At 56.0% G+C, this 25,334-nt stretch carries 24 protein-coding genes and 1 other annotated feature; of the genes, 15 read left to right on the top strand and 9 right to left on the bottom strand.

From position 1 onward, the window contains the following. The first annotated feature begins 9 nt into the window (after positions 1-9). The 8 genes from C4N22_RS00635 (at position 10) to tyrS (ending at position 8,778) form a co-directional block, all read left to right on the top strand. On the top strand, positions 10-891 hold the full coding sequence (locus C4N22_RS00635; RefSeq protein WP_112147601.1) for a polyprenyl synthetase family protein: 882 nt from the start codon (positions 10-12) through the stop codon (positions 889-891). A gap of 27 nt (positions 892-918) precedes the next feature. Beyond that, a complete protein-coding gene (locus tag C4N22_RS00630) occupies positions 919-1,392 on the top strand; it encodes a divergent PAP2 family protein (protein WP_022257176.1) in 474 nt (157 codons plus the stop codon). 37 nt (positions 1,393-1,429) lie between these two features. Further along, complete coding sequence (dxs, locus tag C4N22_RS00625; RefSeq protein WP_112147600.1) at positions 1,430-3,328, top strand: 1-deoxy-D-xylulose-5-phosphate synthase; 1,899 nt, start codon at positions 1,430-1,432, stop codon at positions 3,326-3,328. Then, positions 3,325-4,128, top strand: a complete 804-nt coding sequence (locus C4N22_RS00620) for a TlyA family RNA methyltransferase (RefSeq protein ID WP_022257178.1) — start codon at positions 3,325-3,327, stop codon at positions 4,126-4,128. Before dxs ends, C4N22_RS00620 begins: the two co-directional genes overlap by 4 nt. A gap of 21 nt (positions 4,129-4,149) precedes the next feature. Beyond that, positions 4,150-5,001 (top strand): NAD(+)/NADH kinase, encoded by an 852-nt coding sequence (locus C4N22_RS00615; RefSeq protein ID WP_112147599.1) that lies wholly within the window; start codon positions 4,150-4,152, stop codon positions 4,999-5,001. Between the two features lie 17 nt (positions 5,002-5,018). After that, positions 5,019-5,507, top strand: a complete 489-nt coding sequence (locus C4N22_RS00610; protein ID WP_022257180.1) for an arginine repressor — start codon at positions 5,019-5,021, stop codon at positions 5,505-5,507. A gap of 30 nt (positions 5,508-5,537) precedes the next feature. After that, positions 5,538-7,208 carry a DNA repair protein RecN gene (recN, locus tag C4N22_RS00605; protein ID WP_112147598.1) on the top strand — a complete coding sequence of 557 codons (1,671 nt, stop codon included), beginning with the start codon at positions 5,538-5,540 and terminating at the stop codon, positions 7,206-7,208. Between the two features lie 33 nt (positions 7,209-7,241). Continuing rightward, positions 7,242-7,495, top strand: a binding site (T-box leader). A gap of 65 nt (positions 7,496-7,560) precedes the next feature. Continuing rightward, positions 7,561-8,778 carry a tyrosine--tRNA ligase gene (gene tyrS / locus C4N22_RS00600; RefSeq protein ID WP_022257182.1) on the top strand — a complete coding sequence of 406 codons (1,218 nt, stop codon included), beginning with the start codon at positions 7,561-7,563 and terminating at the stop codon, positions 8,776-8,778. A gap of 122 nt (positions 8,779-8,900) precedes the next feature. On the opposite strand, the gene C4N22_RS00595 is transcribed toward tyrS, so the two are convergent. The 4 genes from C4N22_RS00595 to asd all read right to left on the bottom strand — a co-directional run bounded on the left by C4N22_RS00595 (position 8,901) and on the right by asd (position 12,279). Beyond that, positions 8,901-9,368, bottom strand: coding sequence for an ACT domain-containing protein (locus tag C4N22_RS00595; RefSeq protein ID WP_112114879.1), 468 nt, complete (start codon positions 9,366-9,368; stop codon positions 8,901-8,903). Positions 9,369-9,426: 58 nt separating this feature from the next. After that, on the bottom strand, positions 9,427-10,185 hold the full coding sequence (dapB, locus tag C4N22_RS00590; RefSeq protein ID WP_112114880.1) for a 4-hydroxy-tetrahydrodipicolinate reductase: 759 nt from the start codon (positions 10,183-10,185) through the stop codon (positions 9,427-9,429). An 82-nt stretch (positions 10,186-10,267) separates the two neighbouring features. After that, on the bottom strand, positions 10,268-11,161 hold the full coding sequence (gene dapA, locus C4N22_RS00585; RefSeq protein ID WP_112147597.1) for a 4-hydroxy-tetrahydrodipicolinate synthase: 894 nt from the start codon (positions 11,159-11,161) through the stop codon (positions 10,268-10,270). Positions 11,162-11,196: 35 nt separating this feature from the next. Continuing rightward, on the bottom strand, positions 11,197-12,279 hold the full coding sequence (asd, locus tag C4N22_RS00580) for an aspartate-semialdehyde dehydrogenase (RefSeq protein ID WP_112147596.1): 1,083 nt from the start codon (positions 12,277-12,279) through the stop codon (positions 11,197-11,199). A 150-nt stretch (positions 12,280-12,429) separates the two neighbouring features. On the opposite strand from asd, the gene queA reads away from it, so the two are divergent. The 7 genes from queA (at position 12,430) to C4N22_RS00545 (ending at position 19,148) form a co-directional block, all read left to right on the top strand. Further along, a complete protein-coding gene (gene queA, locus C4N22_RS00575; protein WP_112147595.1) occupies positions 12,430-13,458 on the top strand; it encodes a tRNA preQ1(34) S-adenosylmethionine ribosyltransferase-isomerase QueA in 1,029 nt (342 codons plus the stop codon). Between the two features lie 145 nt (positions 13,459-13,603). Continuing rightward, positions 13,604-14,749 carry a tRNA guanosine(34) transglycosylase Tgt gene (gene tgt / locus C4N22_RS00570; RefSeq protein WP_022257188.1) on the top strand — a complete coding sequence of 382 codons (1,146 nt, stop codon included), beginning with the start codon at positions 13,604-13,606 and terminating at the stop codon, positions 14,747-14,749. 73 nt (positions 14,750-14,822) lie between these two features. Beyond that, positions 14,823-15,140 (top strand): preprotein translocase subunit YajC, encoded by a 318-nt coding sequence (gene yajC / locus C4N22_RS00565; RefSeq protein WP_022257189.1) that lies wholly within the window; start codon positions 14,823-14,825, stop codon positions 15,138-15,140. 67 nt (positions 15,141-15,207) lie between these two features. After that, the gene (locus C4N22_RS00560) at positions 15,208-15,609 is read left to right on the top strand and encodes a TIGR04086 family membrane protein (protein ID WP_112147594.1); all 402 of its coding nucleotides are present in this window, start codon (positions 15,208-15,210) and stop codon (positions 15,607-15,609) included. Positions 15,610-15,679: 70 nt separating this feature from the next. After that, positions 15,680-16,459: a hypothetical protein gene (locus C4N22_RS12710; protein ID WP_146746497.1), complete on the top strand. Its 780-nt coding sequence runs from the start codon at positions 15,680-15,682 to the stop codon at positions 16,457-16,459. Between the two features lie 76 nt (positions 16,460-16,535). Next, positions 16,536-17,948, top strand: a complete 1,413-nt coding sequence (gene radA / locus C4N22_RS00550; protein ID WP_112147592.1) for a DNA repair protein RadA — start codon at positions 16,536-16,538, stop codon at positions 17,946-17,948. A gap of 12 nt (positions 17,949-17,960) precedes the next feature. Continuing rightward, positions 17,961-19,148, top strand: a complete 1,188-nt coding sequence (locus C4N22_RS00545; protein WP_112147591.1) for a tyrosine-type recombinase/integrase — start codon at positions 17,961-17,963, stop codon at positions 19,146-19,148. A 618-nt stretch (positions 19,149-19,766) separates the two neighbouring features. Here the strand turns inward: C4N22_RS00545 and C4N22_RS00540 are convergent. Genes C4N22_RS00540 through ybeY form a run of 5 tightly spaced genes read right to left on the bottom strand, consistent with a single transcriptional unit; the run spans position 19,767 to position 25,297 of the window. Then, a complete protein-coding gene (locus tag C4N22_RS00540; protein WP_112147590.1) occupies positions 19,767-20,630 on the bottom strand; it encodes an N-acetylmuramoyl-L-alanine amidase family protein in 864 nt (287 codons plus the stop codon). 6 nt (positions 20,631-20,636) lie between these two features. After that, entirely contained in the window at positions 20,637-23,048 is a 2,412-nt protein-coding gene (locus tag C4N22_RS00535) for an endonuclease MutS2 (RefSeq protein ID WP_112147589.1), read from the bottom strand. 15 nt (positions 23,049-23,063) lie between these two features. Continuing rightward, positions 23,064-23,810 (bottom strand): DNA repair protein RecO, encoded by a 747-nt coding sequence (recO, locus tag C4N22_RS00530; protein WP_022257196.1) that lies wholly within the window; start codon positions 23,808-23,810, stop codon positions 23,064-23,066. A gap of 31 nt (positions 23,811-23,841) precedes the next feature. Beyond that, positions 23,842-24,780, bottom strand: a complete 939-nt coding sequence (era, locus tag C4N22_RS00525) for a GTPase Era (RefSeq protein WP_242980909.1) — start codon at positions 24,778-24,780, stop codon at positions 23,842-23,844. A 25-nt stretch (positions 24,781-24,805) separates the two neighbouring features. Then, complete coding sequence (ybeY, locus tag C4N22_RS00520) at positions 24,806-25,297, bottom strand: rRNA maturation RNase YbeY (RefSeq protein ID WP_022257198.1); 492 nt, start codon at positions 25,295-25,297, stop codon at positions 24,806-24,808. Positions 25,298-25,334: the final 37 nt, after the last annotated feature.

Raw genomic sequence — 25,334 nt, 5'->3', positions numbered from 1 at the left:
GAAGTCCATATGGATTACGAAAAGCAGTATCATGAATATCTTGCCCGGGTCGACCGTGCACTGGAAGCCGCCTGCAATACCTACCTGCCGGAGGAATCCGAGGTCTGCCGCGCGGCCCGCTACAGCCTGATGAGCGGCGGCAAGCGCATCCGTGCGGTACTGGTGCTGTCCGTCTGCGATATGCTCCATGGCAATGCCGAGGCAGCCGAGCAGTTTGCGGCGGCGGTTGAGATGCTGCACTGCTATTCTCTCATCCATGATGACCTGCCCTGCATGGACAACGATGACCTGCGCCGCGGCAAACCCTCCTGCCACAAGGCATTTGGAGAAGCCACTGCCATGCTGGCCGGCGATGTCCTGCTGACGGAAGCATTCAACGCCATTGCACACGCTCCGGCTTCGGCTGAGATCCGTGTCCGTGCCGCACAGGCACTGGGCATTGGGGCTGGCAGCCACGGTATGGTCTACGGCCAGGAGCTGGACCTCAAATATGAGGCACTTGCCGCCACTGAAGAACAACTGCGCCTGATCCACCGCCACAAGACGGGTGCGCTCATCAATGCTGCCATCCAGATGGGTGCCGCCGCCGCACAGGCAACGGAACAGCAGAGCAAAGAGCTGGAAGACTATGCGTACGGCATCGGTCTGGTGTTCCAGATCGTGGATGACGTGCTGGATGTAGTCGGCTCACAGGAGCAGCTGGGCAAGCCCATTGGCAGCGATAGCGAGAACGGCAAGACCACGTTTGTGACCCTGTTTGGCACAGACGGCGCTATGGAGCTGGCCAAGAAATTGAACAACGAGACCTGCGTTTCGCTCCACCGGGAGTTCGGGGAGAAGAGCGCGTTCCTGGTGGAGCTGGCCAGGGAGCTTCTGGTCCGGCGCAGCTGAGGAAATACACAAGAAGGTGGACAAAACATGCAATTGATCAAAGATCTGTTCTCGGTAAACGAGATCCTGACCGTATCGCTTCTGGGCTGGTTTGTAGCCCAGGTGCTCAAGACGATCATCAATTTTATCCTGCTCGGCAAATTTCAGCTGGAGCGGATGTGGGGCGACGGCGGTATGCCCAGCGCACACAGCGCGACCGTTTGTGCAATGGTCATCGCAACGGCACGCAGCGCGGGAGTCGGCTCCTCGATCTTTGCAGTTGCAAGTGTTGTCGCCATTATCACCATGCACGACGCCATGGGCGTGCGGCATGAGACCGGCGAGCAGGCCAAGGTGTTGAACCAGATGATCGAGCAGTGGATCGACATCAGTGAGCAAAATTCGCCGTTTTTGCAGAACATGCACCTGAAAGAGATGGTCGGCCATACACCGCTGCAGGTGGTGGCAGGCGTTCTGGTCGGTGTTGCGGTAGGGCTCCTTTACCCGATGAGCCCGGTGTGAGAATTTTCAGGAAGAAAAATGAGAAGGACGTGGAGCTATGAATTTTCCTTTGCTCGAAAAAATTTCACAGCCTAGCGATTTGAAAAAGCTTTCGAGCGGGCAGGTCAATCAGCTGTGTGAAGAGATCCGGGCATTTCTGCTGGATCATGTTTCCAAAACAGGTGGACATCTCGCCTCCAACCTCGGTGCGGTAGAGCTGACCGTTGCATTGCACCGCGTATTGGAAACGCCGAAAGACGAGATCGTGTTTGATGTCGGTCATCAGTGCTATACCCATAAACTGCTGACCGGCCGCCGGGAGGGCTTTGCCAAGCTGCGGCAGCTGGATGGCATTTCCGGTTTCCCCAACCCAAAAGAGAGCGTCCATGACGCCTTTGTGGCGGGTCACGGCAACACCTCGCTCTCCCTGGCTATTGGCATGGCCTGGGCCAGGAAACTGCGGGGGGAGCCGGGCCATGTGGTTGCCGTCATTGGCGATGGCTCGTTCACGGGCGGCATGGTCTACGAGGGGATGAACAACATTGGCGGGCTGGACAACCTGCTGGTGGTCCTCAACGACAACAAGATGTCCATTTCCAAAAACGTTGGTGCGCTGGCACGGTATTTCAGCCATCTGCGCACCACGAGCCGTTACATTGATGCAAAAGAGAACGTCCGGACGTTTCTGGATGGAGTCCCCGTGGTCGGTCCGCCGCTCAAATCCGCCATTCAGGGCGGTAAGAGCATGGTGCGCCGGGCCATGTACCATTCTACCATGTTTGAGGATATGGGGTTCCATTATTTCGGACCCATTGACGGCCATAACGAAGCAGAGCTGGAGCGCGCGCTGCGCGCCATCTGCAGCCAGCCCGGCCCCCATTTCCTCCATGTTGTGACCAAAAAGGGCAAGGGCTACGCCCCGGCAGAGGCAAACCCCGGCAACTTCCATGGCGTTTCGACCTTTGATTTGGTTCACAGTATCCCGGACCCGGAGGTAGCTCCGAAAGAATCGTTCTCGACCGTGTTTGGCAACCTGCTCAATAAGCAGGGAAGTGAGAATGAGAAGATCTGTGCCATTACCGCCGCCATGAAATATGGCACTGGCCTGCAGTTCTTCTACCATACGCACCCCAAGCGCTTTTTTGATGTTGGCATGGCAGAACAGCACGCTGTGACTTTTGCGGCCGGTCTGGCCAGCCAGGGAATGCTCCCGGTGGTGTGTATTTATTCCACATTCCTCCAGCGTTCCTACGATCAGATCATTCATGACGTCAACCTGTTGAAAGAGAATGTGGTCTTCGCCATTGACCGTGCCGGTTTTGTCCCGGCCGATGGTGAGACGCATCAGGGCATCTATGACCCGGCATTCCTCAGCCAGGTTGGGATGCCCATCTATTCTCCCTCCAACTATGCAGAGCTCAAATACTGGCTCCCCATTCTGCTGAGCAATGAGATGCAGGGCCCCCGCGCCATCCGCTACCCGCGCGGCGGTGAGAGCAAGGCATTGGCGCAGTATGGCTGCTCCGGTAAGGAGTACGATCACCTCTACACTGCGCCGGGCGCAAAGATCGTTCTGGTCAGCTATGCGGACGAAGTGGAGGATGTACTGAACGCGGCAAAGCTGCTGGGCGCGGAAAACATCCCCTGTGATGTTTACAAGCTCGTGAAGATCTTCCCCTTTACGGAAGAACTCATCCGCGAGATCATGCGGTATGACGTTGTTCTGATGGCAGAAGAGTGCGTCGCCTGCGGCGGCATTGGAGAGCATCTGGAAATGGCCCTGCAGCACGCCGGATGGAACGGCAGATACATTCACACAGCGGTGGAGCAGCTCTGCCTGCCCCATGCCACGGTGCCCCAGATCAAGCAGGTGACCGGGCTGGATGCGGAGCATCTGGCACAGGCGGTGCGGGAGGCCGTACAGGCCCCGGAAGCGAAAGGAGAGGCCAAGGTTTGAAAATTCGATTGGACCAATATCTGGTGCAGCACGGACTCATCCAGAGCCGTGAGCGCGCCAAAGCCATGATCATGGCAGGTGTTGTCTTTGTCAACGAGCAGAAAGTAGACAAAGCCGGTGAAATGATCAAAGAAGATGCCAAAGTGGAAGTGCGTGGCCATGATATCGGTTATGTCAGCCGCGGCGGCCTGAAGCTGGAAAAAGCCATGCAGTGCTTCCCGCTGACCCCGAATGGAAAAGTCTGTATGGACATTGGTGCCTCGACCGGCGGTTTTACCGATTGTATGCTGCAGAACGGTGCGGTCAAGGTCTACGCGGTGGATGTCGGCTACGGCCAGCTGGCCTGGAGCCTGCGCACCGACGAGCGGGTGGTGAATATGGAGCGGACGAACATCCGCAATGTTACCCCTGATATGCTGGAAGAGCCCATTGAGTTTTTCAGCGTGGATGTCTCGTTTATCTCGCTGCATCATATTTTCCCGGTGGCACAGGCGATCACTACGCCGGACGCCATGGGTGTCTGCCTGGTCAAGCCTCAGTTTGAGGCTGGCCGCGAGAAAGTTGGCAAGAACGGTGTCGTGCGTGACCCGGCTACCCACCGCGAAGTGCTGCACAATGCAATGGGCTACGCAGCCGCCAACGGGTTCAAAGTATGCGGGCTGGATTTCAGCCCCGTCAAGGGCCCTGAGGGCAACATTGAGTACTTGATGTTTGTACAGAAGAGTGAGCAGCCAGGCGTTCTGGATGATTCTGTGGCCGAGCAGGTGGTTGCTGCAAGCCATTCCACGCTGGACAAATAAACTGGCAGGAGGAAACGCCGTATGACCGTTATGATCTCCCCGAACCCTGACAAACAGTTGGCGGATGTCATTGCTGTGCGTGCCGCGCAGATCCTGCTCAACCATGGTTCCCATGTCCTGATGCGGGAAGAACTGCAGGCCAGCTGCAACACCATGGGCGTTTCTTACCTGCCGGAAAAAGAGTGCCTGCAGCAGGCAGACGTCATCCTGACCATTGGCGGCGACGGCACCATCCTGCACGAAGCCAACCTCACGCTGGAGTACAAAAAGCCCATCCTCGGCGTCAACCTGGGCCGCTGCGGCTTTCTGGCCACCTGTGAGGTGGACGAAATGGAAACAAAGCTGGCGGCGGTTGCCAGGGGCGAGTACTCGCTGGACAGCCGGATGCTGCTCTATGCGCGGGTGCTGGGAGAAGACAACTGGAAAGGCCACGCCCTGAACGATGTTGTCGTGACCAAGGGCCGTTTGCAGCAGGCTATTGATTTCAGCATTTACTGCGATGATATTCTGGTAGAACATTACCGGGGCGACGGTGTCATTGTGGCCACGCCCACAGGTTCCACAGCCTATTCGCTGGCCGCAGGCGGGCCTATCCTGGACTCCCGGACCAAGGGCATTGTGGTAACGCCCATCTGCCCCCACAGCCTTGCTAGCCCCGCTATGGTATTCGCACAGGAGCGCAAGATCAACATTTGTGTCGGGCAGGTGGCAGATGATGAGGTCTTCCTCAGCTGTGACGGGGTCTCCGGCTACCCTATGCGGGCAGGTGCAACGGCCGAGATCCGCCTGTCCAACCAGATCGTACAGCTCATCACATTTGGAAACGCCGACCAGTTCCAGGCCATTGACCAGAAACTGCGGAGCAGACGATAACGAAAGAGGGATTGCGTATGAACCGAACCACTTCCGGAGACGCCAAAGGGAAAGCCGAGCGTCAGCAGACGATTCTGCGGCTGATTCAGGAGCATCCCATCAGCCGGCAGGAGGTATTGCTGGAGCACCTGCGGGAAGAAGGCTTTGCTGTCACGCAGGCTACCATCTCCCGGGATATCCGGGAGCTTTGCCTGGTCAAAGCAGCCACCAGTGATGGCTACCGCTACGTTTCCAGCCACAATGAGAGTCTGAACCCTAAAATGCAGGGCCGCTTTGAAACGATCTTTCACGAGTCGGTGCTGGGGGTAGACTATGCCGGCCATGTAGTGCTGGTAAAATGCTACTCCGGCATGGCAAATGCTGCCTGCGAGGTGTTTGACGCGCTCAAGTGGAAGAATGTTGTCGGTACCCTTTCCGGTGATGATACGTTCCTCATTGTGGCGCGTTCCGAACGGGATGCCAAAACCATCTGCAATGAGCTGACCCACCACATCGGGCAGCACTAACAAGAAAAGGGTAGGGCAGGAGAACAAAGCATGTTAAGCAGCCTGCAAATTGAAAATGTGGCCGTCATCCAAAAGGCCAATGTCCATTTTGAAAAAGGCCTCAACGTCCTCACGGGCGAGACGGGCGCGGGCAAATCCATTCTCATTGATTCCATCAACGCCATTCTTGGCAACCGTACCTCCAAAGATCTGGTGCGTACCGGTGCTGCAAAGGCGGTGATCCGGGCGGCATTTGAAAATGTTCCGCCTGCTGTGCTGGACAGTCTGGAAAAAGCCGGGTATGAGCGCTCTGAAGCACTGCTCCTGAGCCGTGAGATCACCGCTGAGGGCAAGAGCACCTGCCGCATCAACGGGATGCCTGCCACCGCAGCGATCTTGCGGGAGTTGTGCGGCGGGCTCATCAACATCAACGGCCAGCACGATTCCGTTGGACTGTTGAACCCGGCCCACCACGAGAGCATTCTGGACGCCTATGCCCAGAATCGTACCGAGTATCAGGAGTATTATGCCGTTTATCGGGAGCTGGTCAAGATCAAGCGGGAACTGGACGCTCAGATTACGGACGAGAGTGAAAAACAGCGCCGTATCGACCTGTTGAGCTATCAGGTGCAGGAGATCGAAGATGCCGCGCTGACCGCCGGGGAAGAGCAGACGCTGGAAAGCCGCCGCAAGGTACTGTCCAATGCTTCTACCATCCGGGACCGCATCGCGCAATGCTATGCGCTGCTCTCCGGTGACGATGAGACCCCGGGTGCTGTCGATCTGCTGGGGGAGGCCTCCAATGCCGTGGACGCGGCCGCCCAGCTGGACGGCGAGCTCTCGACCAGTGCCGGGCAGCTGCTGGACCTTTACTACAATGCAAAAGACGCTGCTGCAGACCTGATCGGCCGTCTGGACGCCTATGAGACCAATGACGCCGAACTGGATGAGATCGAGCAGCGCATTGATCTCATTTATAAACTCAAACGGAAGTATGGTGATACGGTCGAGGATATCATCGCGTTCGGGCAGAAAGCCCGGGAGGAGCTGGAACTGATCCAGTCTTCCCAGGAGCGGGTAGAACATCTGCAGGCAGAGCAGCATCGGCTGTACGTTCTGGCTCGGGAAAAGGCAGAGACACTGACGCAGACCCGCCTGAAAGCCTTTGAAGAGCTGAACAAACGAATCTCTGGGACACTGGACTTCCTGAACATGCCCGGTGTGCGGATGACTCTGCACCACGCCCGCGGGCCTCTGGCCAGCCACGGGCAGGACAGCGTCGAGTTTTATATCTCCACAAACCCCGGTGAAGCGCCCAAACCGCTGGCGAAAATCGCCTCGGGCGGTGAGCTGAGCCGCATCACGCTGGCCATCAAAAACGCCATGGCAGACAAAGACGCTGTGCCGACCGTCATTTACGATGAGATCGACAGCGGCGTTTCGGGCAAAGCAGCCAGCCGTATTGGTGAGGTACTGCGCCAGAGTGCAGAGGGACATCAGATTCTGTGCATCACCCACACGGCGCAGATCGCGGCCCTGGCGGACTGCCACCTGCTGATCCAGAAAAACATCGCCAATGAGCGGACCTATACCGAGATCCATCCGCTGGATGAAGACGGCCGCGTGGATGCACTGGCGCATCTCATCTCCGGCGACCACGTGACGGAGCTTTCTCGCGCCAATGCCCGCGAAATGCTGGAGCAGACCCGGAATGGGCGTTGACAACCCGCTTTTCGTGTGATAAACTAACCCTTGTGAAAAGCGATGACGGGAATAAGTACCCTGAACGGTTCTGCCCAGAGAGGCCCCGGTTGGTGCAAGGGGCGTGCAGAACAGCAGGCGAAATACCTCCCGGAGCTGCAGGCTGAACGAATTTTCCAGTAGGCTGTGCCGCGTGCGAGCGTTACAAACGCAGGAGTGTCCTCCGTCTCTGAGGAGTGCACTCGTGAGGCCGTTTCCGTGAGGGAGCGGCAAACAGAGGTGGTACCGCGATTTTTCTCGCCCTCTGCCAAATTTCACGTTTGGCAGAGGGCGTTTTCTTTTCCCTCTGCCCCAGAAACAGGAGGATTTTTCTATGACTTTGTACGAAGAACTCAAAGCCCGCGGCCTGGTGGCGCAGATCACCGACGAAGAGATCATTGACCTCATCAACAACGGCAAGGCAACATTCTACATCGGCTTTGACTGCACCGCTGACAGCCTGACTGCCGGCCATTTTATGGCCCTGACCCTGATGAAGCGGCTGCAGATGGCCGGCAACCGCCCCATCGCCCTGATTGGCGGCGGCACCACCATGATCGGCGATCCCTCCGGCCGTACCGACATGCGCAAGATGCTCACCAAGGAGGACATTGCCCACAATGCTGCCTGCTTCAAAAAGCAGATGGAGCATTTCATTGACTTCTCTGAGGGCAAGGCTCTGATGCTGAACAACGCCGACTGGCTGCTGAACCTGAACTACGTGGAGCTGCTGCGTGAAGTAGGTGCCTGCTTCTCCGTTAACAACATGCTCCGTGCCGAGTGCTACAAACAGCGCATGGAGAAAGGCCTGTCGTTCCTCGAGTTCAACTACATGATCATGCAGAGCTACGACTTCTACTACATGTTCCAGCACTACGGCTGCAATATGCAGTTTGGCGGCGACGATCAGTGGAGCAATATGCTGGGCGGTACGGAGCTTATCCGCCGTAAGTTGGGGAAAGATGCCTACGCTATGACCATCACCCTGCTGACCGATTCTCAGGGCAAGAAGATGGGCAAGACCGCTGGCAACGCTGTCTGGCTCGACCCCAACAAGACCAGCCCGTTCGAGTTCTACCAGTACTGGCGCAATGTCGGTGATGCCGATGTCATGAAGTGCATCCGGATGCTGACGTTCCTGCCTCTGGAGCAGATCGACGAGATGAGCACCTGGAAAGACGAGCGCCTGAATGAGGCCAAGGAGATCCTGGCCTATGAGCTGACCAAGATGGTCCACGGTGAGGAAGAGGCTGTCAAGGCCCAGAACGCCGCCCGTGCTCTGTTCAGCGGCGAGGCTGACACCGAGCACATGCCCACCACCCAGCTGACGGACGCGGACCTGAACGATGGCTCCATCGGCATCCTGACCTTGATGGTCAAGGCCGGTCTGGCTGCCTCCAACGGTGAGGCCCGCCGCCTCGTCACCCAGGGAGGCGTCCTGGTGGATGGCGAAAAAGTTTCGGCTCCCACGGCCAGCTTTACCGCTGAACAGCTGGCAAAGGGCATCGTCATCAAAAAGGGGAAAAAGGTCTACCACAAAGTGACGCTGTAATAAGCCCCGCAAGGCCTGTCGATTTGATTGTAAAAAGCCCGGAACGGTTTTCTCATGTACGGAGAAGCCGTTCCGGGCTTTCTTTTTGCCTGTAAAATTTTTAATGAAGCAGATCCGGGAAGTTACAGCTCGTATGCTTTCTTCAGGGCTTCATAGGCGGCATCTTCGTTCTCCGCCCGCACCAGCAGGGAGATATCCAGATCGCTGGTGGTGATCAGCAGCACCTCAATGCCTGCCATGGCAAGGGCATTCAGAGCACGGGCGGCCACACCGCAGCTGGTGACCATCTCTTCGCCAAACAGGTTCAGCTTAGAATAGCCCACGCTGATGAGGGGAGCCGCTTTGGCGTCCTTATCCAGATTGGCTGCCGAAATGGCTTTCATCACCAACGGCAGGTCACTGCTGGATGCCGTAAAGCTGAAATCCATCGTGGTGCCATGGGGAGCGCTCTGACTGATCATATCCACCACAACGCCTGTGTCGGCAAAGATCTGCAAATAGCGTGCCAGGCTGTTGCCTTTGAACTCGACATCCTGCACGCTGATCATCATGAGGCTTGGCTCAATGCTGATTTTGGAAACACCGTACATAAGAAAACCCTCCATTCTGCCCTTGCGGGCCTCAGCGGAGAAACATGTGACATCTGGCTCACATTTCCGCGATCATATCACTCATATTGTACAGCCCCGGCTCCTTTTTCGCAAGATAAACAGCCGCGTTGATGGCTCCATTTGCAAAAATATTGCGGGAATAGGCGGTGTGCTTGAGGGTGATGACCTCGTCCGGGCCGCAGAACAGTACCTCGTGGTCGCCCACGATGCTGCCGCCGCGCACCGAGCTGATGCCGATCTCTTTCGGGTCACGCTTCTGGCGCACAGAGGAACGGTCATAGACGTAGTGGTAAGCGCCATCGTTCTCCTCATTGATCGCGTCTGCCAGCATCAGGGCCGTGCCGCTGGGGGCATCCAACTTGTTGTGGTGATGCTGTTCCACGATCTCCACGTCGTAATTCACGCCCAGGATGGCCGAAGCACGCTTGCACAGCTCCGACAGGACATTGATGCCCATGGACATGTTGGCGCTCTTGAACACCGGGATGCTACGGGACAGCTGCACCACCTTGAGCTGCAGCTCTTCGGAAAGGCCCGTGGTGCAGACCACGATGGGCAGCTTGTGAGCCTCACAGTAGGGCAGGGCCTTTTCCACGGCAGCAGGGGAGCTGAAATCGATGATGACATCGCCCTTGCCCTCCAGCTTGTCCAGACTGTCATACACGGGAATGCCGTTCTGCTCGCCGTCTTTCACATCAATGCCGGCAATGACGCGGCAGTCCTCCCTCTGGGCGATCAGGTCGCACAGCACATGGCCCATCCGGCCGCCAATCCCCTGAATGATAATATCCGTCATGGTTTTTACCTCTTTTTCCTGCAATGCAGAATACGGCAAAATGCCCGGAAGAATCCTCTCGCCGGGCATCTGCCAACGTGTGTTATTCTTTGATCAGACCGGCTTCCACCAGAGCCTGCTCGATCTTGGTCTTGTGCTCATCGCTGGGCTCCACCAGCGGCAGGCGGCACTCGCCTGCGTTCCAGCCCAGTACATTCATCGCGTACTTGACCGGGATGGGGTTCACCTCGCAGAACAGAGCCTCGCACAGGGGCAGCATTTCCAGCTGCAGGGCGCAGGCCCTTGCCGCATCTCCCTCAAACCATGCCTTGCAGCAGTTGTGTACCAGCTCCGGCTTGACGTTGGAGACCACGCTGATAACGCCCTTGCCGCCCAGAGACAGCAGGGGAACCACCTGGTCATCATTGCCGGAATAGAGGTTCAGGTCATCGCCGCAGAGCTGCGCGATCTTTGCCACCTGAGAAATGTTGCCGGAAGCCTCTTTCAGGCCGTTGATGAGCGGATGCTTGCTCAGCTCCAGAGCCGTTTCCGGCGCAATGTTCAGGCCCGTGCGGGAGGGCACGTTGTACAGGATGACCGGGATGCCGCCGGCTTCGGCCATGGCGGTAAAGTGAGCCACCAGGCCCGCCTGGCTGGTTTTGTTGTAGTACGGAGTCACCAGCAGCAGGGCATCCGCGCCGCAGGCAGCAGATTTTGCCGCCAGTGCACAGCCGTGATCGGTATCGTTGGAACCTGCACCTGCCACGACGGGGACGCGGTGATTGACCGTATCGACCGTAAATTTGATGGCAGCCAGCTGCTCCTCATCGGTCATGGTAGAGCACTCGCCGGTGGTGCCGCAGATGACAACGGCGTCCGTTCCCCGTGCGATCTGATCCTCAATGATACGGCCCAGCTCGTCAAAATTGACACTGCCGTCCTCATACATCGGGGTGATAATGGCGACAGCCGCACCCGTAAAGACAGGATTCTTCATGCTAAAAAACTCCTTTGCAACGCATTGTGCGCAGATTAGTCAAAATAGCCCTTGGCTGCCAGCAGCTCTGCCAGCAGGACAGCGCCGCCTGCAGCACCGCGCAGGGTGTTGTGGCTCATGCAGGCAAACTTGTAATCAAACAGGGTGTCCTCCCGCAGGCGGCCAATGCAGACAGCCATACCGTTCTCGGTATTGCGGTCCAGCTTGGGCTGCGGACGGTCCGCTTCCTCAAAGTAGTGCAGGAACTGCTTGGGAGCGCTGGGCAGGTTGAGCTCCTGTGCGGGGCCGCGGAAATTTGCCCAGGCCTCAAGCATCTGCTCTTTGGTGGGCTTTTTATCAAAACTCACAAACACGGCAGCGGTGTGGCCATCGGAGACCGGCACACGGAAACACTGCGCCGTGATGGTGGGCTTCTCTGCATTGACGATCTCATTGCCCTCAATGTGGCCCCACAGCTTCAGCGGCTCGCGCTCACTCTTCTCTTCCTCACCACCGATATAGGGGATGACATTGTCGATGATCTCGGGCATCCGGTCAAAGGTCTTGCCTGCGCCGGAAATGGCCTGATAGGTGCAGACCAGCGCCTTGTTGACGCCAAAGTCTTTCATCAGGGGATGCAGGGCAGGCACATAGCTCTGCAGGCTGCAGTTGGACTTGACCGCGATAAAACCGCGCTTGGTACCCAGACGTTTGCGCTGTGCCGGGATGATCTCAATATGGTCAGCGTTGATCTCCGGCACGACCATCGGAACATCCGGGGTAAAGCGGTTTGCACTGTTGTTGGAGACCACCGGGCACTCTGCCTTGGCATAGGCCTCTTCCAGCGCCTTGATCTCGGCTTTGGGCATGTTAACGGCGCAGAAGATAAAATCGACCTGAGAGGCGACTTCTTCCACGTGGGAAGCATCCAGCACCACCATCTTCTTCACGCTCTCCGGCATCGGGCTGGTCATAGCCCAGCGGGAACCGACTGCATCTTCATAGGTTTTGCCTGCACTGCGGCCGGAAGCGGCCAGCGTGGTCAGTTTGAACCAGGGGTGATTCTCCAGCAGCGTAACAAAACGCTGACCGACCATACCCGTTGCACCAACGATACCCACTCTATACTGTTTTTCCATTTCCAGTACCTTTCCTTTCAAAAAGATAAATTTACACAAGCGCCGCTTGCAAAGCAGGCACGAATGCAATATAATAAAGACTGTCTATACAGATTTTATGATAACATTGATACGGCATTCGTGTCAATCATCGGAAAGGCAAATGCATTCATGTTAAAAAAAGATTTTTGGTATGATTTACCCAAAGAGCTCATTGCACAGGAGCCCGCAGATCCCCGCGACTCTGCACGGCTGATGGTTCTGAGCCAGAAAGACGACAGCATCCAGCACCGGATCTTCCACGACCTGCCCGAATATCTGGAGCCGGGCGACCTGCTCGTCGTCAACAATTCCAAGGTCCTGCCTGCCCGCATCGTTGGCATCAAGCAGCCCACCGGCGCTGTCTGTGAGCTGCTGCTCCTCCGTCAGGTCAAAGGCGACCAGTGGGAGTGCCTGGCAAAGCCCGGCAAGCGGATGCAGCCCGGCACCAAGGTCAGCTTTGGTGACGGCACCCTGACCGCTGTGGTGGATGAAACCATGGAGGATGGCAACAAGTACGTTACATTCTATTATGACACAGAGACCCTTTATGAAAAACTGGATGAGTTTGGCAAAATGCCGCTGCCGCCCTATATCACCAAACAGCTGGAAGACCAGAGCCAGTACCAGACGGTGTATGCCAAGGAGCTTGGCAGTGCCGCAGCGCCCACAGCCGGCCTGCATTTCACTCCGGAGCTGATGGACACCATCCGGGCCAAGGGGGTCGGCATTGCTGAAGTGACCCTCCATGTGGGTCTGGGCACATTCCGCCCCGTGATGGAAGATGAGATCGCGGACCACAAGATGCACAGCGAATGGTACTCCATCAGCGAGGAAACCGCCCAGCGCATCCGGGAGACCAAGGCCGCCGGGCACCGCGTCATTGCGGTTGGAACCACCAGCTGCCGCACCCTGGAAGCCGTTGCCGCCAAGTATGGCGAGATCAAAGCCTGCAGCGGTAACACCTCCATCTTCCTGTACCCGGGTGTCAAGTTCAACTGCATCGACGGCCTCATCACCAACTTCCACCTGCCGGAGAGCACCCTCATCATGCTGGTGTCCGCGCTGTACGGCTACGAAAAGACCATGGCGGCCTATAAAGTGGCGGTTGAGAAGCGTTACCGTTTCTTCTCGTTCGGAGACGCGATGCTGATTCTCTAACATTTATACGATAATACGTTTTATATTTTTAAAATTTCGGGTCAAAGCATCGCCCGGGCGATGCTGATGATAATTTCTGCACACTGCCGCCCACCATGCGGCACAGGGAGCACGGCTGTTTTCCGTGCACAGAAAGGAAACGTTTATGCCTTCTTTGACGACCTACAAGCTCCTCAAGCAGGAGCACAATGCCCGGCGGGGCGAGTTCAAAACCGTGCACGGCACGGTGCAGACCCCGGCATTCCAGAATGTAGCCACGGCAGGCGCGATCAAGGGCGGCCTCTCCGCACAGGATCTGCGGGAGATCGGCACCCAGGTAATGCTTTGCAACACCTACCATCTGCATCTCCGCCCGGGCGATAAGCTGGTGGCTGAAATGGGCGGCCTGCACAAGTTTACCCGTTGGAACGGCCCCATCCTGACCGACAGCGGCGGATTCCAGGTGTTCAGCCTGGCCAAGCTCCGGAAGATCACCGAAGAGGGCGTGACGTTCGCCTCTCATCTGGACGGCCACCGCATCTTCATGGGCCCGGAAGAGAGTATGCAGATTCAGGCAAACCTCGGGTCTACCATTGCCATGGCCTTTGACGAGTGCGTGGAGAACCCAGCCCAGCACGATTATTCCAAAGCAAGCTGTGAGCGCACCGTGCGCTGGCTGGCACGCTGCCAGAAAGAACTGGCCCGCCTGAAGCACGAGGGCAAGGCAACCAATCCTGACCAGCTTCTGTTCGGCATCAACCAGGGCTGCACCTATGCGGATCTGCGTGTAGAGCATATGAAGCAGATCGCAGAAATGAATCTGGACGGTTATGCCATCGGCGGCCTGGCCGTGGGTGAGCCCACCGAGGTCATGTACGAGATGATCAGCGAAGTAGAGCCCTATATGCCCAAGGATAAGATCCGTTACCTGATGGGCGTTGGCACCCCAGGCAACATCATTGAGGCGGTTGCCCGTGGTGTCGATCTGTTTGACTGCGTGATGCCCAGCCGGAATGCCCGCCACGGCCACCTGAACACCTGGGGCGGCATCATCAACATCAAAAATGCCAAGTACGAGCGGGATGAGCGCCCCATTGACCCCACCTGCGGCTGCCCGGCCTGCCGCAACTATTCCCGCGCCTATATTCGCCACCTGTTCAAGGCGGAGGAGCTGCTGGGAATGCGTCTGGCAGTCATGCATAACCTGTGGTTCTACAACCATCTGATGGAGCGGATCCGCGATGAACTGGACGCTGGCACGTTTACGGCTTTCCACGACCGCTATGTCAAGCTGCTTGATACAAGAATTTGAGCAATTCCCCTTGCAACGGGGCGAATAAACGTATATAATATTCTTATATGAATTTGAGAGGAGATTTTTCCCGATGAATTTTCTGACCACTACCACCGAAAGCTATATCAGCCTCTTCTTCACGCTGGCGCTGATGCTCGTCCTGCTGTATTTCATGATCTATCGTCCCCAGAAGAAGCAGGAGAAGAAAGACGCCGCCATGCGTGCTGCTCTGGAAATTGGCGATCAGGTCACTACCATCGGCGGCATTGTCGGCCGCGTGGTTGCCATCAAGGACGACACGTTCGTTCTGGAGACTGGCGCTGACCGTGTGAAGATCCGCTTCATCAAGAATGCCATCAGCTCTGTCGAGAAGCTGAACATGGACAACGCTGCTTCCTCCAAGAAGTAATTTTTCAGCCTGCAAGAATTTTTTACGCGCCTTTCTGCATACAGTAAGTGCAGGGAGGCGCGTTTTTATGTCTGGCAATGGTAATTCTCCGGCAAAATTCCCGGCGGGCCGGGCGCTGGTCTCATTTGGCGCAGGCTGCTGTGTCACCGGGGCCTGTATGGCGGGCCTCGCCGCATTGATGGCACAGCAGGGCCTTTCGCAGGATGTGGCCTGGCCCATGGCGACCTGTGCGGTCAGTGCGGGCAGCCTGTTCAGCGGCTGGCTGATGGCTTTCTGGCAGAAAAGCCGCGGGCTGCTCTGTGGGGTAGTACAGGGGGCTCTATTCGTTTTTCTGCTGCTTTGCTTCGGTCTGCTTTCCGGCAGTCCTTTGCAGGAAATGCAGCTGGTCCGGTTCGGGGTCACGCTGCTGCTCGGCTGCATCGGCGGCGTCCTCGGGATGCTGCGCTCGGAGCGGAAACGCAGAGTCTGAGCTTTTCCTGAAAATCGGGTGCATCGCTTCGGTGCACCTGCTTTTATCTTTCAAAGGAGGGACAGCCCTTATGTGGGTTTATCAGGAACCTAAAATACAACCAATCGAAAAAGGCCCCATAACACCACCTCCATCACTGCCACCCGTTCCGGAACAAGAACCGCTGCCCGCTATCGTCCAAAGCACGCCGGAAACAACGGTTCCACACATTCCAGAAACAGAAGTGCTTTCCAGAACGGCTCCCGCGTCCCACAGAGAGCGTTCTGCACCTCATCAGGGATGCGTGCTTCTTGCGGGTTCTTATCTCTCAGGAGCCTTTACAGCGGGAATTCTGCAGGCGCTTCTGGATACAGCAGAGATGGACATGCTTTCCTATTACCTGCGCTGTTGGCGCGGCCTGTTTGCTGTCCAGAGCGCTTCACAGATTGCACAGCTGTTCGGCACCGAACTGCTTACGATTTTGGGAGTCCTCTGCGTTCTGTTGCTGTTGGGGTTATCCGCCATCGGGCCTGTGCCCATCTATCTTTTTATCATGTTGTATGGCGCTGGAACAGGGCTATTGACATTCCAGCTGTTTTCCGGCATACCACTTCCGCAGGCGTTGTTCTTTCTTTTTATTTCCGGCATCCCGGCGGCACTGGCTGCAGGTGCACTTTGCTGGTTTGGCTCCTGCGCGCTGGAAGTCAGCGGAAGACTCCATGCTTTTTCTCTTGGGCGGGGGAGGAGCCCCTCTGCCCATGCCCAGCTGCTATTGGGACAATTTGCACTGACCGCCGCAGCGATGCTTCCGCTCTGCGGAGCCGCTACCTGTCTTGCTTATTTGGGCAGTCAGCTGGCCGCATTTCCGTAACGGTTCCTTGCGGGCACCGGCGCAATGTGGTATGATAAATGCAAAGTATCTCGAATGAAATCACAGGAGTCTTCTTATGAAAGAACCAAAGTTGAAAACGGTATATGTCTGTTCCAACTGCGGGGAGACAAGCCCCCGCTGGATGGGGCGCTGCCCCAGCTGCGGCAGCTGGAATACCATGAACGAAGATGTGGTTGCCGAAACACCCAAAGCCGGGCTTTCCGGCGGAAAAAGCGCCGCACCTGCCCGGCAGGAGGGGGTCACCTCGCTGACGGCAAAGCGGCTGGCGGATATCAGCACAACGGAAGAGAAAAGTCGTATTCTGACCGGCATTTCAGAGCTTGATCGGGTGCTGGGCGGCGGTATCGTACTGGGCGGCGTGGTTCTGCTGAGTGGTGAGCCGGGTGTCGGTAAGTCCACCATGCTGCTGCAGCTCTGCGGTGCCATCTCCAACCAGCACACTGTGCTGTATATTACCGGCGAGGAATCCGTGCGCCAAGTCAAACTGCGGGCAGCCCGCCTGAAAGTACCCCAGGAAAATATTTATCTCGCCGCAGAAAACGACGTGGATGAGATCTGCGGCCTGATCGAGAAAGAAAAGCCGGAATTGGTCGTCATCGACTCCATTCAAACCATGCGTTGCATGGATATCTCTTCTTCTTCCGGCACGGTCAGCCAGGTAAAAGAGAGTGCCGCCCGGCTGCTGGCGGTGGCCAAAAAGCAGGAGATTCCCATGTTCATCGTTGGCCATGTCAACAAGGACGGTGCCATTGCAGGCCCTAAAGTCATGGAGCACATTGTGGATACCGTGCTCTACTTTGAGGGGGACAAAATGCTCCCGTACCGTATCCTGCGGGCAGCCAAAAACCGTTATGGCTCTACCAATGAGCTCGGCATGTTTGATATGACCGGGCAGGGGCTGGAAGAGATCGAAAACCCCTCGCAGATGCTGCTGGATGGCCGTCCGCTGGGCGTTTCCGGCAACTGTGTAGCATGTACCATGGAGGGCAGCCGCCCCATCCTGAGCGAGATTCAAGCCCTTGCCACCAAAACAAATTTTCCGGCTCCGCGCCGTGCCTGCAGCGGCTACGACTATAACCGCATGAATCTGCTGATCGCCGTGCTGGAAAAACGTGCCGGGTATTTCTTCGGCAATCTGGACGTTTATATCAACATCGTAGGCGGCATTGCCCTGCGGGACACTGCCTGCGATTTGGCTGTCTGTCTGAGCATGGTATCGTCTCTGCTGGACTGCCCGGTCAGCGATAAGCTGATTGCCATTGGGGAAGTCGGACTCGGCGGTGAGGTTCGCAGTGTTCCAAATCTCGAGCAGCGTCTGCGGGAAGCAGAACGCATCGGTTTTGAGCGGGCTGTCATCCCAAAGCACAGTCTGCCTCACCTGAACGCCGCTGATTATCCCGGCATGAAACTGGTTGGTGCCGCTTATATCTCGGATGCCATCCATGCACTGAAATCTGACCGCTTATAAAAGAGGAAGCCAATGTCCATTTATCTGAACGAAAAGAACCCCGAAAAGCACAAACCTTTCGATGATGCCTCGCAGGATATCGTGGAGTATGTGCGGTATCTGGAAGTCATTGCAGGCAAAAGCCCCCATACGGCATTCAATTATTATTGTGATCTGCGCAATTTCAGCCGCTTTATGAAGCGCCGCCGCGCACTTGTCCCGGAAGACGCTGAGATCAAAGAAATTGACCCAAAGGGGTTGGATACCACTTTCTGGTCCAGCGTGACCAAAGAAGATATTTACGAATATCTGTATTTTTTAAACCGGGAATGCGGAAACAAAAAGTCTTCTACCGCCCGGCGGCTGGCCAGTCTGCACGGCTTCTATGATTACCTTGTCAATCAGGTCAACAAGATCACACAGGACCCCACAGCAGCCATCCGCCCCCCAAAACAGGATAAAGTTTTGCCCAAATATCTGACGGCAGAACAGTCCATGGACCTGTTGGAAAGCACCCAGACCCAGAGCGATTTCCCGGAGCGGGATTACTGCATGACTGTTCTATTTTTGAACTGCGGAATGCGTCTGGCCGAGCTTGTCGGGATGGATCTGGATGACATTGATCTGGAACAGCGTCAGATCCGGCTTTTCGGCAAGGGCCATAAAGAGCGGATGATCTACTTGAATGATGCCTGCATTGAGGCCTTGCAGCTCTATTTAAACAAGCGCAATACAATGGAGGGCCTGAGCCCCAAAGAACGTGCCGTGTTCATCACCCGGCGGCGCAAAGAACGCATCTCCAACCGCAGGGTAGAGCAGCTCATCACCGGAGCCATGAAAGCGGCCGGGCTCAAGGGCTTTTCCACCCATAAATTGCGCCATACTGCTGCCACGCTGATGTATCAGACCGGGAATGTGGATATTCTGACCCTCAAGCAGCTTTTAGGCCATAGCAGTGTTGGCACTACTCAAATTTACACGCATCTACAAGAATTTCAGGTGCGTGCCGCCATTGAGCAGAATCCGCTCGGCAATGTGGAGCCGAAAAAGAAAATGTTGGATACAACAGAAGCAAAAACAGGGGAGAACAGGGAAACTTTGCCTCCAGAAGAAGACTCTGCAGAGATGCCCTCCGGCCCAATGGAAGCCTTTGACGGAGCCGCGCAGGATGGTTTCCGGGTGGACGTTTCCGGGATGCTGGATAAACCGGAGAATGACTGAACCCATGGTCCAACACCAACAAAGACCATGTTAGCGGGTTTACCAGGACGGCTTGAAAAATAAGCGGTTTCCAAAGCAGCAAACTCAAATCCGGCAATCATGTGTCCGTAATAAGTTGTAAATGATTGCAGCATTAAAGTTAAGATACAAGTATTTAATCCTTGTATTAAATAGACGAAAAGCGTTCCAACGGAAAGCCACTGCAAGCCGATGGAACGCTTTTTGGTTTAGCTGCAATATAAGAATAAAAAGCAAACACGAACAGCAGCCAGAGAAAATAAAACCAGATAAAAATAAACGCATGAAACAGGTGTAAAACACAACAACACGCAAATGCACACCAAGCAGACTGAACTGGCGAAAACTGGACGCTGGAGCCTGAAAGGCCCAAAACCCGGAAAAGAGGCATTTTTCACTCCCCTAATTTTCATATAACGTGCATTATACGAAACTTTATCAAACAAAAAATAGGGCACTTCTCTCTCTTCTTCTGTATCTCAGCTTCAAAAGTCTGGCTGTAATAAATTCAATACAGCATCTTCCGTTTTGCAATAATAAAAAATCCCACGACAATTTTGCAGTACAGCAATTTGTCCTGGGACTCATGTTTGGTTTTATTTATCCGTTGTGCCGGGTTTCAAATGCTTCCGGTAAAGGCTCTGTATCAAAATAGGCACAGATGGCTTCATAGTAGGCCCGTGCAGTTTTCTTGCAGCCTGTTTCACTGCCAAACTGCGCCACGTCTTCCTCGCTGGTCACAAAGCACTGTTCTGCCAAGACGGCCGGACAATCAACATCTTCCAGCAATGTAAAGCTCCGTTCTTCCCGTACCTCGGTGTGGTTCGATTCCACCAGCTGTTTCGTCTCGCCCTGATAATAAATGTACCGAATGCCGCCATGGCCGCGCAGCTTTGCTCCCGCCTGCTGCATTTTTTCGGCCAGCTGTCTGGCAAAGTAATAGCTTTCTTTGTGCCAGGTTCTTCCAGGAACAGACGGATAGCACTCAAATCCGGAAGCAGTCGAACCCTCCGGCGCAGAGTTTCCATGAATGGATAACATCAGGTCTGGATTTTGCGCATGGATGGCCGCAGCCCGTTCGCTGGGCTTGGCTGTTACATCGTAGCTTTCACGGGATATCAGCGGAATATAGTTTGAGTCCGCTTCCAGCCATGCCAGAAGATCCTGCGCTGTTTGAGCTGTCATTTCGCTTTCGGTCACAATGCCCTGTGCGCCCGGGTCTGATCCTCCATGGCCCGCATCTACAGCGATCCGGTACGGCGGGTTACCAACCACTGGGCGGAAGTCTTCTTCCTCCCCTGCCTCACGGTTCAGTTTTGGGCCTGCCAGTGCTGCTTTCCAGAGGAAAAACGTTGCGCTGAAACAGAGCAGACAAACCAGAAGCGAAACGACCGTCCCAATAGAAAGGCCCTTGCGGTTCTTCTTCCGTCTGCGCAGAGCGGCATGTTTTGAACGTCCTGCCATCGCCGGTCACTTGAGCTCTACTACAGTCACACCGCTTTCACCCTCGCCATAGCGGCCCAGGCGGAAGCTCTTGACCATCCGGTTGCCGCGCAGGTGCTTGTGGATGGCTGTGCGCAGCGCGCCGGTACCGTTGCCATGGATCAGATAAACAACGGTCTGGCCGTTCAGAATCGCGCGGTCGATGAACGAATCCACTTCCGGCAGCGCTTCGTCCACAGTCAGGCCCAGCAGATTGCATTCCATTTTTGCGGTGCGCTGTACCCGCTCGACCCGGCCATTGGGGCGGTTGGCATCGCCCGTCAGGCGCGAGTAACGCTGCTGAGCTTTGGTCAGGGGCTTTGCCTCCTTGACCAATTTTTCCGGCTGCTTCAGCCCATTGAGCGGCACTTTCGTTTTAATGATACCGGCACGGACCAGCACATCGCTGTTCTTGTCCGGCAGCGCCAGCACAGTTGCCAGCTGATTCAGTTCTGCAATGCAGACCTCCTGCCCTACCTTGACCTCTTTCAGCGGCACAAACTCCTTGACAGGATTGTGCACCACCTCAGAGCCGACCAGCAGCTTTTCCGATTCTTTTTTAGCGATTTCCCGGGCACGCTGGGCTTTCTGCTGGGTGCTCATCCGCTCATCTTTCTGAATCTGGCGCAGCTCGTCGGTCAGGGCGTAGGCTTTGCTTTCCACGTCCTGTGCCAGTCTGCGGGCTTTGGCACGGGCTGCTTCCAGCTCGTTTTCGCCCTGCTGGATCAGCTCATCGCGTTTTTTGCGGGCGGCGTCCAGCTGGTGGGCAGCCTCATTTTTCAGCTCCTCCACCTCATTCTGGCTTTCTTTGAGCTGGAGCTTCAAATCGTCCAGCTGGCCCAGAACGGCATCCAGACGCTTATCCTCCGCCGAAAGATGCTGCTGGGCAGCTTCAATGACCCGCTCCGGGATGCCCAGCTTTTCACTGATGAGGAACGCGTTGGATTTGCCTGGCACGCCAACGCTCAGTTTATAGGTGGGGCGCAGCGTTTCCAGATCAAACTCGCAGCTTGCATTGACAACGCCTTTCGTTTCCAGCGCAAAGACCTTGAGCTCTGCATAGTGGGTGGTAGCCATCAGGAGCACACCACGGCGGCGCAGCTCTTCAATGATGGCCACTGCCAACGCAGCACCCTCGGCCGGGTCCGTACCGGCACCCAGCTCATCCAGCAGGACCAGCGTGTGAGGCATGGCCAGCTCCAGAATGCCGGTGATTTTTTTCATGTGGCCAGAGAATGTGGAAAGGCTCTGCTCAATGCTCTGCTCATCGCCAATGTCCACAAGGAACTCATCAAAAACACAGACCTCGCTCCGCTCATCAGCCGGGATAAGGAAGCCGCACTGCGCCATGGCACACAAAAGGCCTGCTGTTTTCAGCGTGACCGTCTTACCGCCCGTATTGGGGCCGGTAATGATGAGCGAATCATACTCCTTCCCCAGCGCAATATCCACCGGGACACATTTTTTCGGGTCAATGAGCGGGTGCCGCGCCCGGACAAGGGAGAATGACGTATCCGTACGGACAGCCGGTTTAAAGGCTTTCATATCCAGCGCCAGGCGGGCCTTTGCCAGCAGAACGTCAATGTCTAACATTGCCTGATAGCTGTACTGGAACTGCGGCTCAATGGCCGCCACCTGGGCCGTAAAGGCCACCAGAATGCGCTCGATCTCCTGTGCTTCCTGGGCACGGTACTGCAAAATGCGGGCGTTGGCTTCCACGACTGCCTGCGGCTCCACAAAGACAGTTGCACCCGTGGACGAAACATCGTGGATAACGCCGCTGACCTCGCCGCGGTACTCGCTCTTGACCGGGACAACGTAGCGGCCATTGCGCATGGAAACCACGCTCTCCTGCAGGTATTTAGAAGTATCCATGTTGCGAACCATGCTTTCCAGCCGGTCACGGATGCTGTTTTCGGTTGCACGGATCTTCTTGCGCAGCTCGTTCAAGGTGCGGGAAGCCGTATCCGCCATCGCATCCGGAGCCAGAATGGCACTGGAGATCTGCTGTTCCAGGCCTGGTTCCGGGGCCAGCGCATAGAACAGGTCATCGGTCGGCAGTGCGTCATGGTCCGAGGAGCCGTACCAGCTGCTCAGATTCTGGAAATTACGCAGTGCACCTGCCACCATCAGCAGTTCGCCCATGGAGAGCACGCCGCCCTTGACCGCACGCGTGGTCAGCTGGCTGACACCCTCTACCCCACCAAACCGGGGCGAACCGTTTTTGATGAGCAGGGTGTTGATCGCATCCGTCTGCTCCAATGCATAGCGAACCTCATCCGGGTCACACTGGGGCTCCAGTTCCAGCATTTTTTCCCGGGCTTCCTTGCACACACAGCCCTCCGCCGCCCGTGCAATGATCTTGTCAAGCTCCAGTGTTTTTAAATAGCTTGTTTCCATAGTAGATTCCTTTGTTTATGGTAATACCGATTTTAAAAAGTCGTAACTCTTCAACGGTTTGTCCAGATGGGTCAGGGCATACTGCTCCGCTGCAATGGCAAGCTTTGCAAGGCTCCCGACCGAAATTTTAAATGCAAAAATTTTCTTGTCTTCCACAAGGCAGATATGCCGCAGGGCAAACAATGCCCCGGCATCCAGATTGCAGGTCTTCCCTGCTTTCTGTGCACAGGCGGCACAAAGCAGACAGCCCTCCTGCGGGTCCAGATAAAAGGCCGGGCCGTCGTAAGTGCCGCAGCCCCTGCAATATACCAGCTGCGGCAAAAAGCCGCACTCGCTCATGGTGCGCAGCTCAAACACGGCCTTGATGACCCGGAGGTCTGCTTTTTTCTCGCTGAGCATATAAAGGCAGTTGAGCAGCAGCCGCAGCTCTTTTTCCGCTTCTTCTCCCGTTGGGGAAAGGGCTGCGGCCATCTCAGCCATATACATGGCAAGACTCATTCCCTCAATGCTGGAAGCGATGCCGTGAAAAACGTTTTTACTTTCCGCTTCCCGGACAGTGTACATATTCCGACCCGGCAGCAGCACAAATTCTGAGTAGCAAAAAAGCCCGCAGGCGCTGAACAATTTGTTTTTCAGCCGCAGGCTGCTCTGTGCCGAGGCGGAGATGACCCCCAGCCCCGGCGTTAAAATTGTGATGATCCGGTCCGATTCTTTGTATCGGGTCTCTTTGAGGACAAGTCCCGGCGTTACAATGGGTTCCATTGGCAGGTCCTCCTCCCAAAGCAAAACTTTCTCAGCGGTTGTTCGGGTTCTGCTTGAAGCCGAAGTTGTTCAGCAGAAATTCATTGTCCCGCCAATCGGCCTTGACCTTGACCCAGCACTGCAGGTTGACCCGGCAGCCAAGAAATTCCTCGCAGTCGGCACGGGCCGCACTGGCGATTTTTTTCAGCATGGCACCGCCCTTGCCAATGACCATGCCTTTGTGGCTCTCCCGCTCGCAGTAAATATTGACGTCAATGTCCACAAGGTCGGTACCCGGGCGTTCTTTGAACCGCTCGACCACCACGGCAATGCCATGCGGGATCTCGTCCCGCATAAACAGCAGCGCTTTCTCGCGGATGACCTCTGCCACCAGCTCTTTTTCCGGCATGTCCGTATAAGCATCGTCATCAAAGTAGTGAGGACCCTCCACCGCGTAACGGCTCAGGGCATCAAACAGCTCCTCACAGTGGTCATTCTGCCGGACGCTGACCGTATAAATATCGTCAAACACCCCCAGGGCTTTCAACTCGGCCTTGCGGGCCTCCAGATCTTCCGGTGCCTTGACGAGATCGGTCTTATTGATCACGGCAATGGCAGGGCCGCCGCTCTTTTTCAGCGCCTCCACCAGCACCATTTCCGGCTCATTGAGGGCACCGTAGGGCTCAAACAACATCATGGACACATCCACATCCGCGATGGAATCGCTGGCAGTCTTGTCCATCCGCTTGCCCAGCTTATTGTGTGCCTTGTGCACGCCAGGGGTATCCAGCAGGACATACTGCAGCGGGCCGCGGGTGATAACACCCGTAATGCGGGTGCGGGTGGTCTGGGGCTTAGAGGTCACAATGGCCACTTTCTCCCCTACCAGCAGGTTGGTCAGGCTGGATTTGCCCACATTGGGGCGGCCAATGACCGCCACAAAGACGGACGAAGTATCATAATGTCCCTGGATGGGTGTTTCCTTTTTCAAAATAGCACTCCTGTCTTATTTTGCATTATTCCGTATAGCTGACGGTGCGGGGCAGGCCCAGCTGGGTCAGGACAGCTTCCTCTTTTTCCCGCATCCGCATCGCTTCCAAGCCGCCGTTCTCATGGTCATAGCCCAGCAGATGCAGCATGGAATGTACCGTCAGGAATGCCACTTCGCGCTGCAGCGGGTGGCCGTACAGTGTTGCCTGCTCCTGTGCACGCTCCATGCTGATGACGATATCGCCCAGCATCTTGCAGCCGTTGTTCTCATCCACATCGTAGACGCCGTTCTCGCCCAGAGGGAAGCTGAGAACATCCGTAGGCATGGGCTTGTTGCGATACTGGTTGTTCAGCTCTGCAATGGCAGCGTTGTCCACAAACGTGACGCTGATCTCTGCCGGGGCATCAAAGTGCTCGTACTCCAGCACGGCGTTGCAGGCACGGCGGATCAAAATTCGGAGGCCAGAGGGCACCTTGACTGCTTTTTGAGAATTTGTGATTAAAACTTTATTGGACATAACTCGTCCTCTCCTTTCTTTTTATGCTGCCTTTTTT

Origin of the sequence: Faecalibacterium prausnitzii (assembly GCF_003287495.1) — a bacterium.
Taxonomy (GTDB): domain Bacteria; phylum Bacillota; class Clostridia; order Oscillospirales; family Ruminococcaceae; genus Faecalibacterium; species Faecalibacterium prausnitzii_I.
The sequence above is the reverse complement of the archived record's forward strand: the minus strand, read 5'-3'. Positions and strand labels throughout refer to the sequence as shown.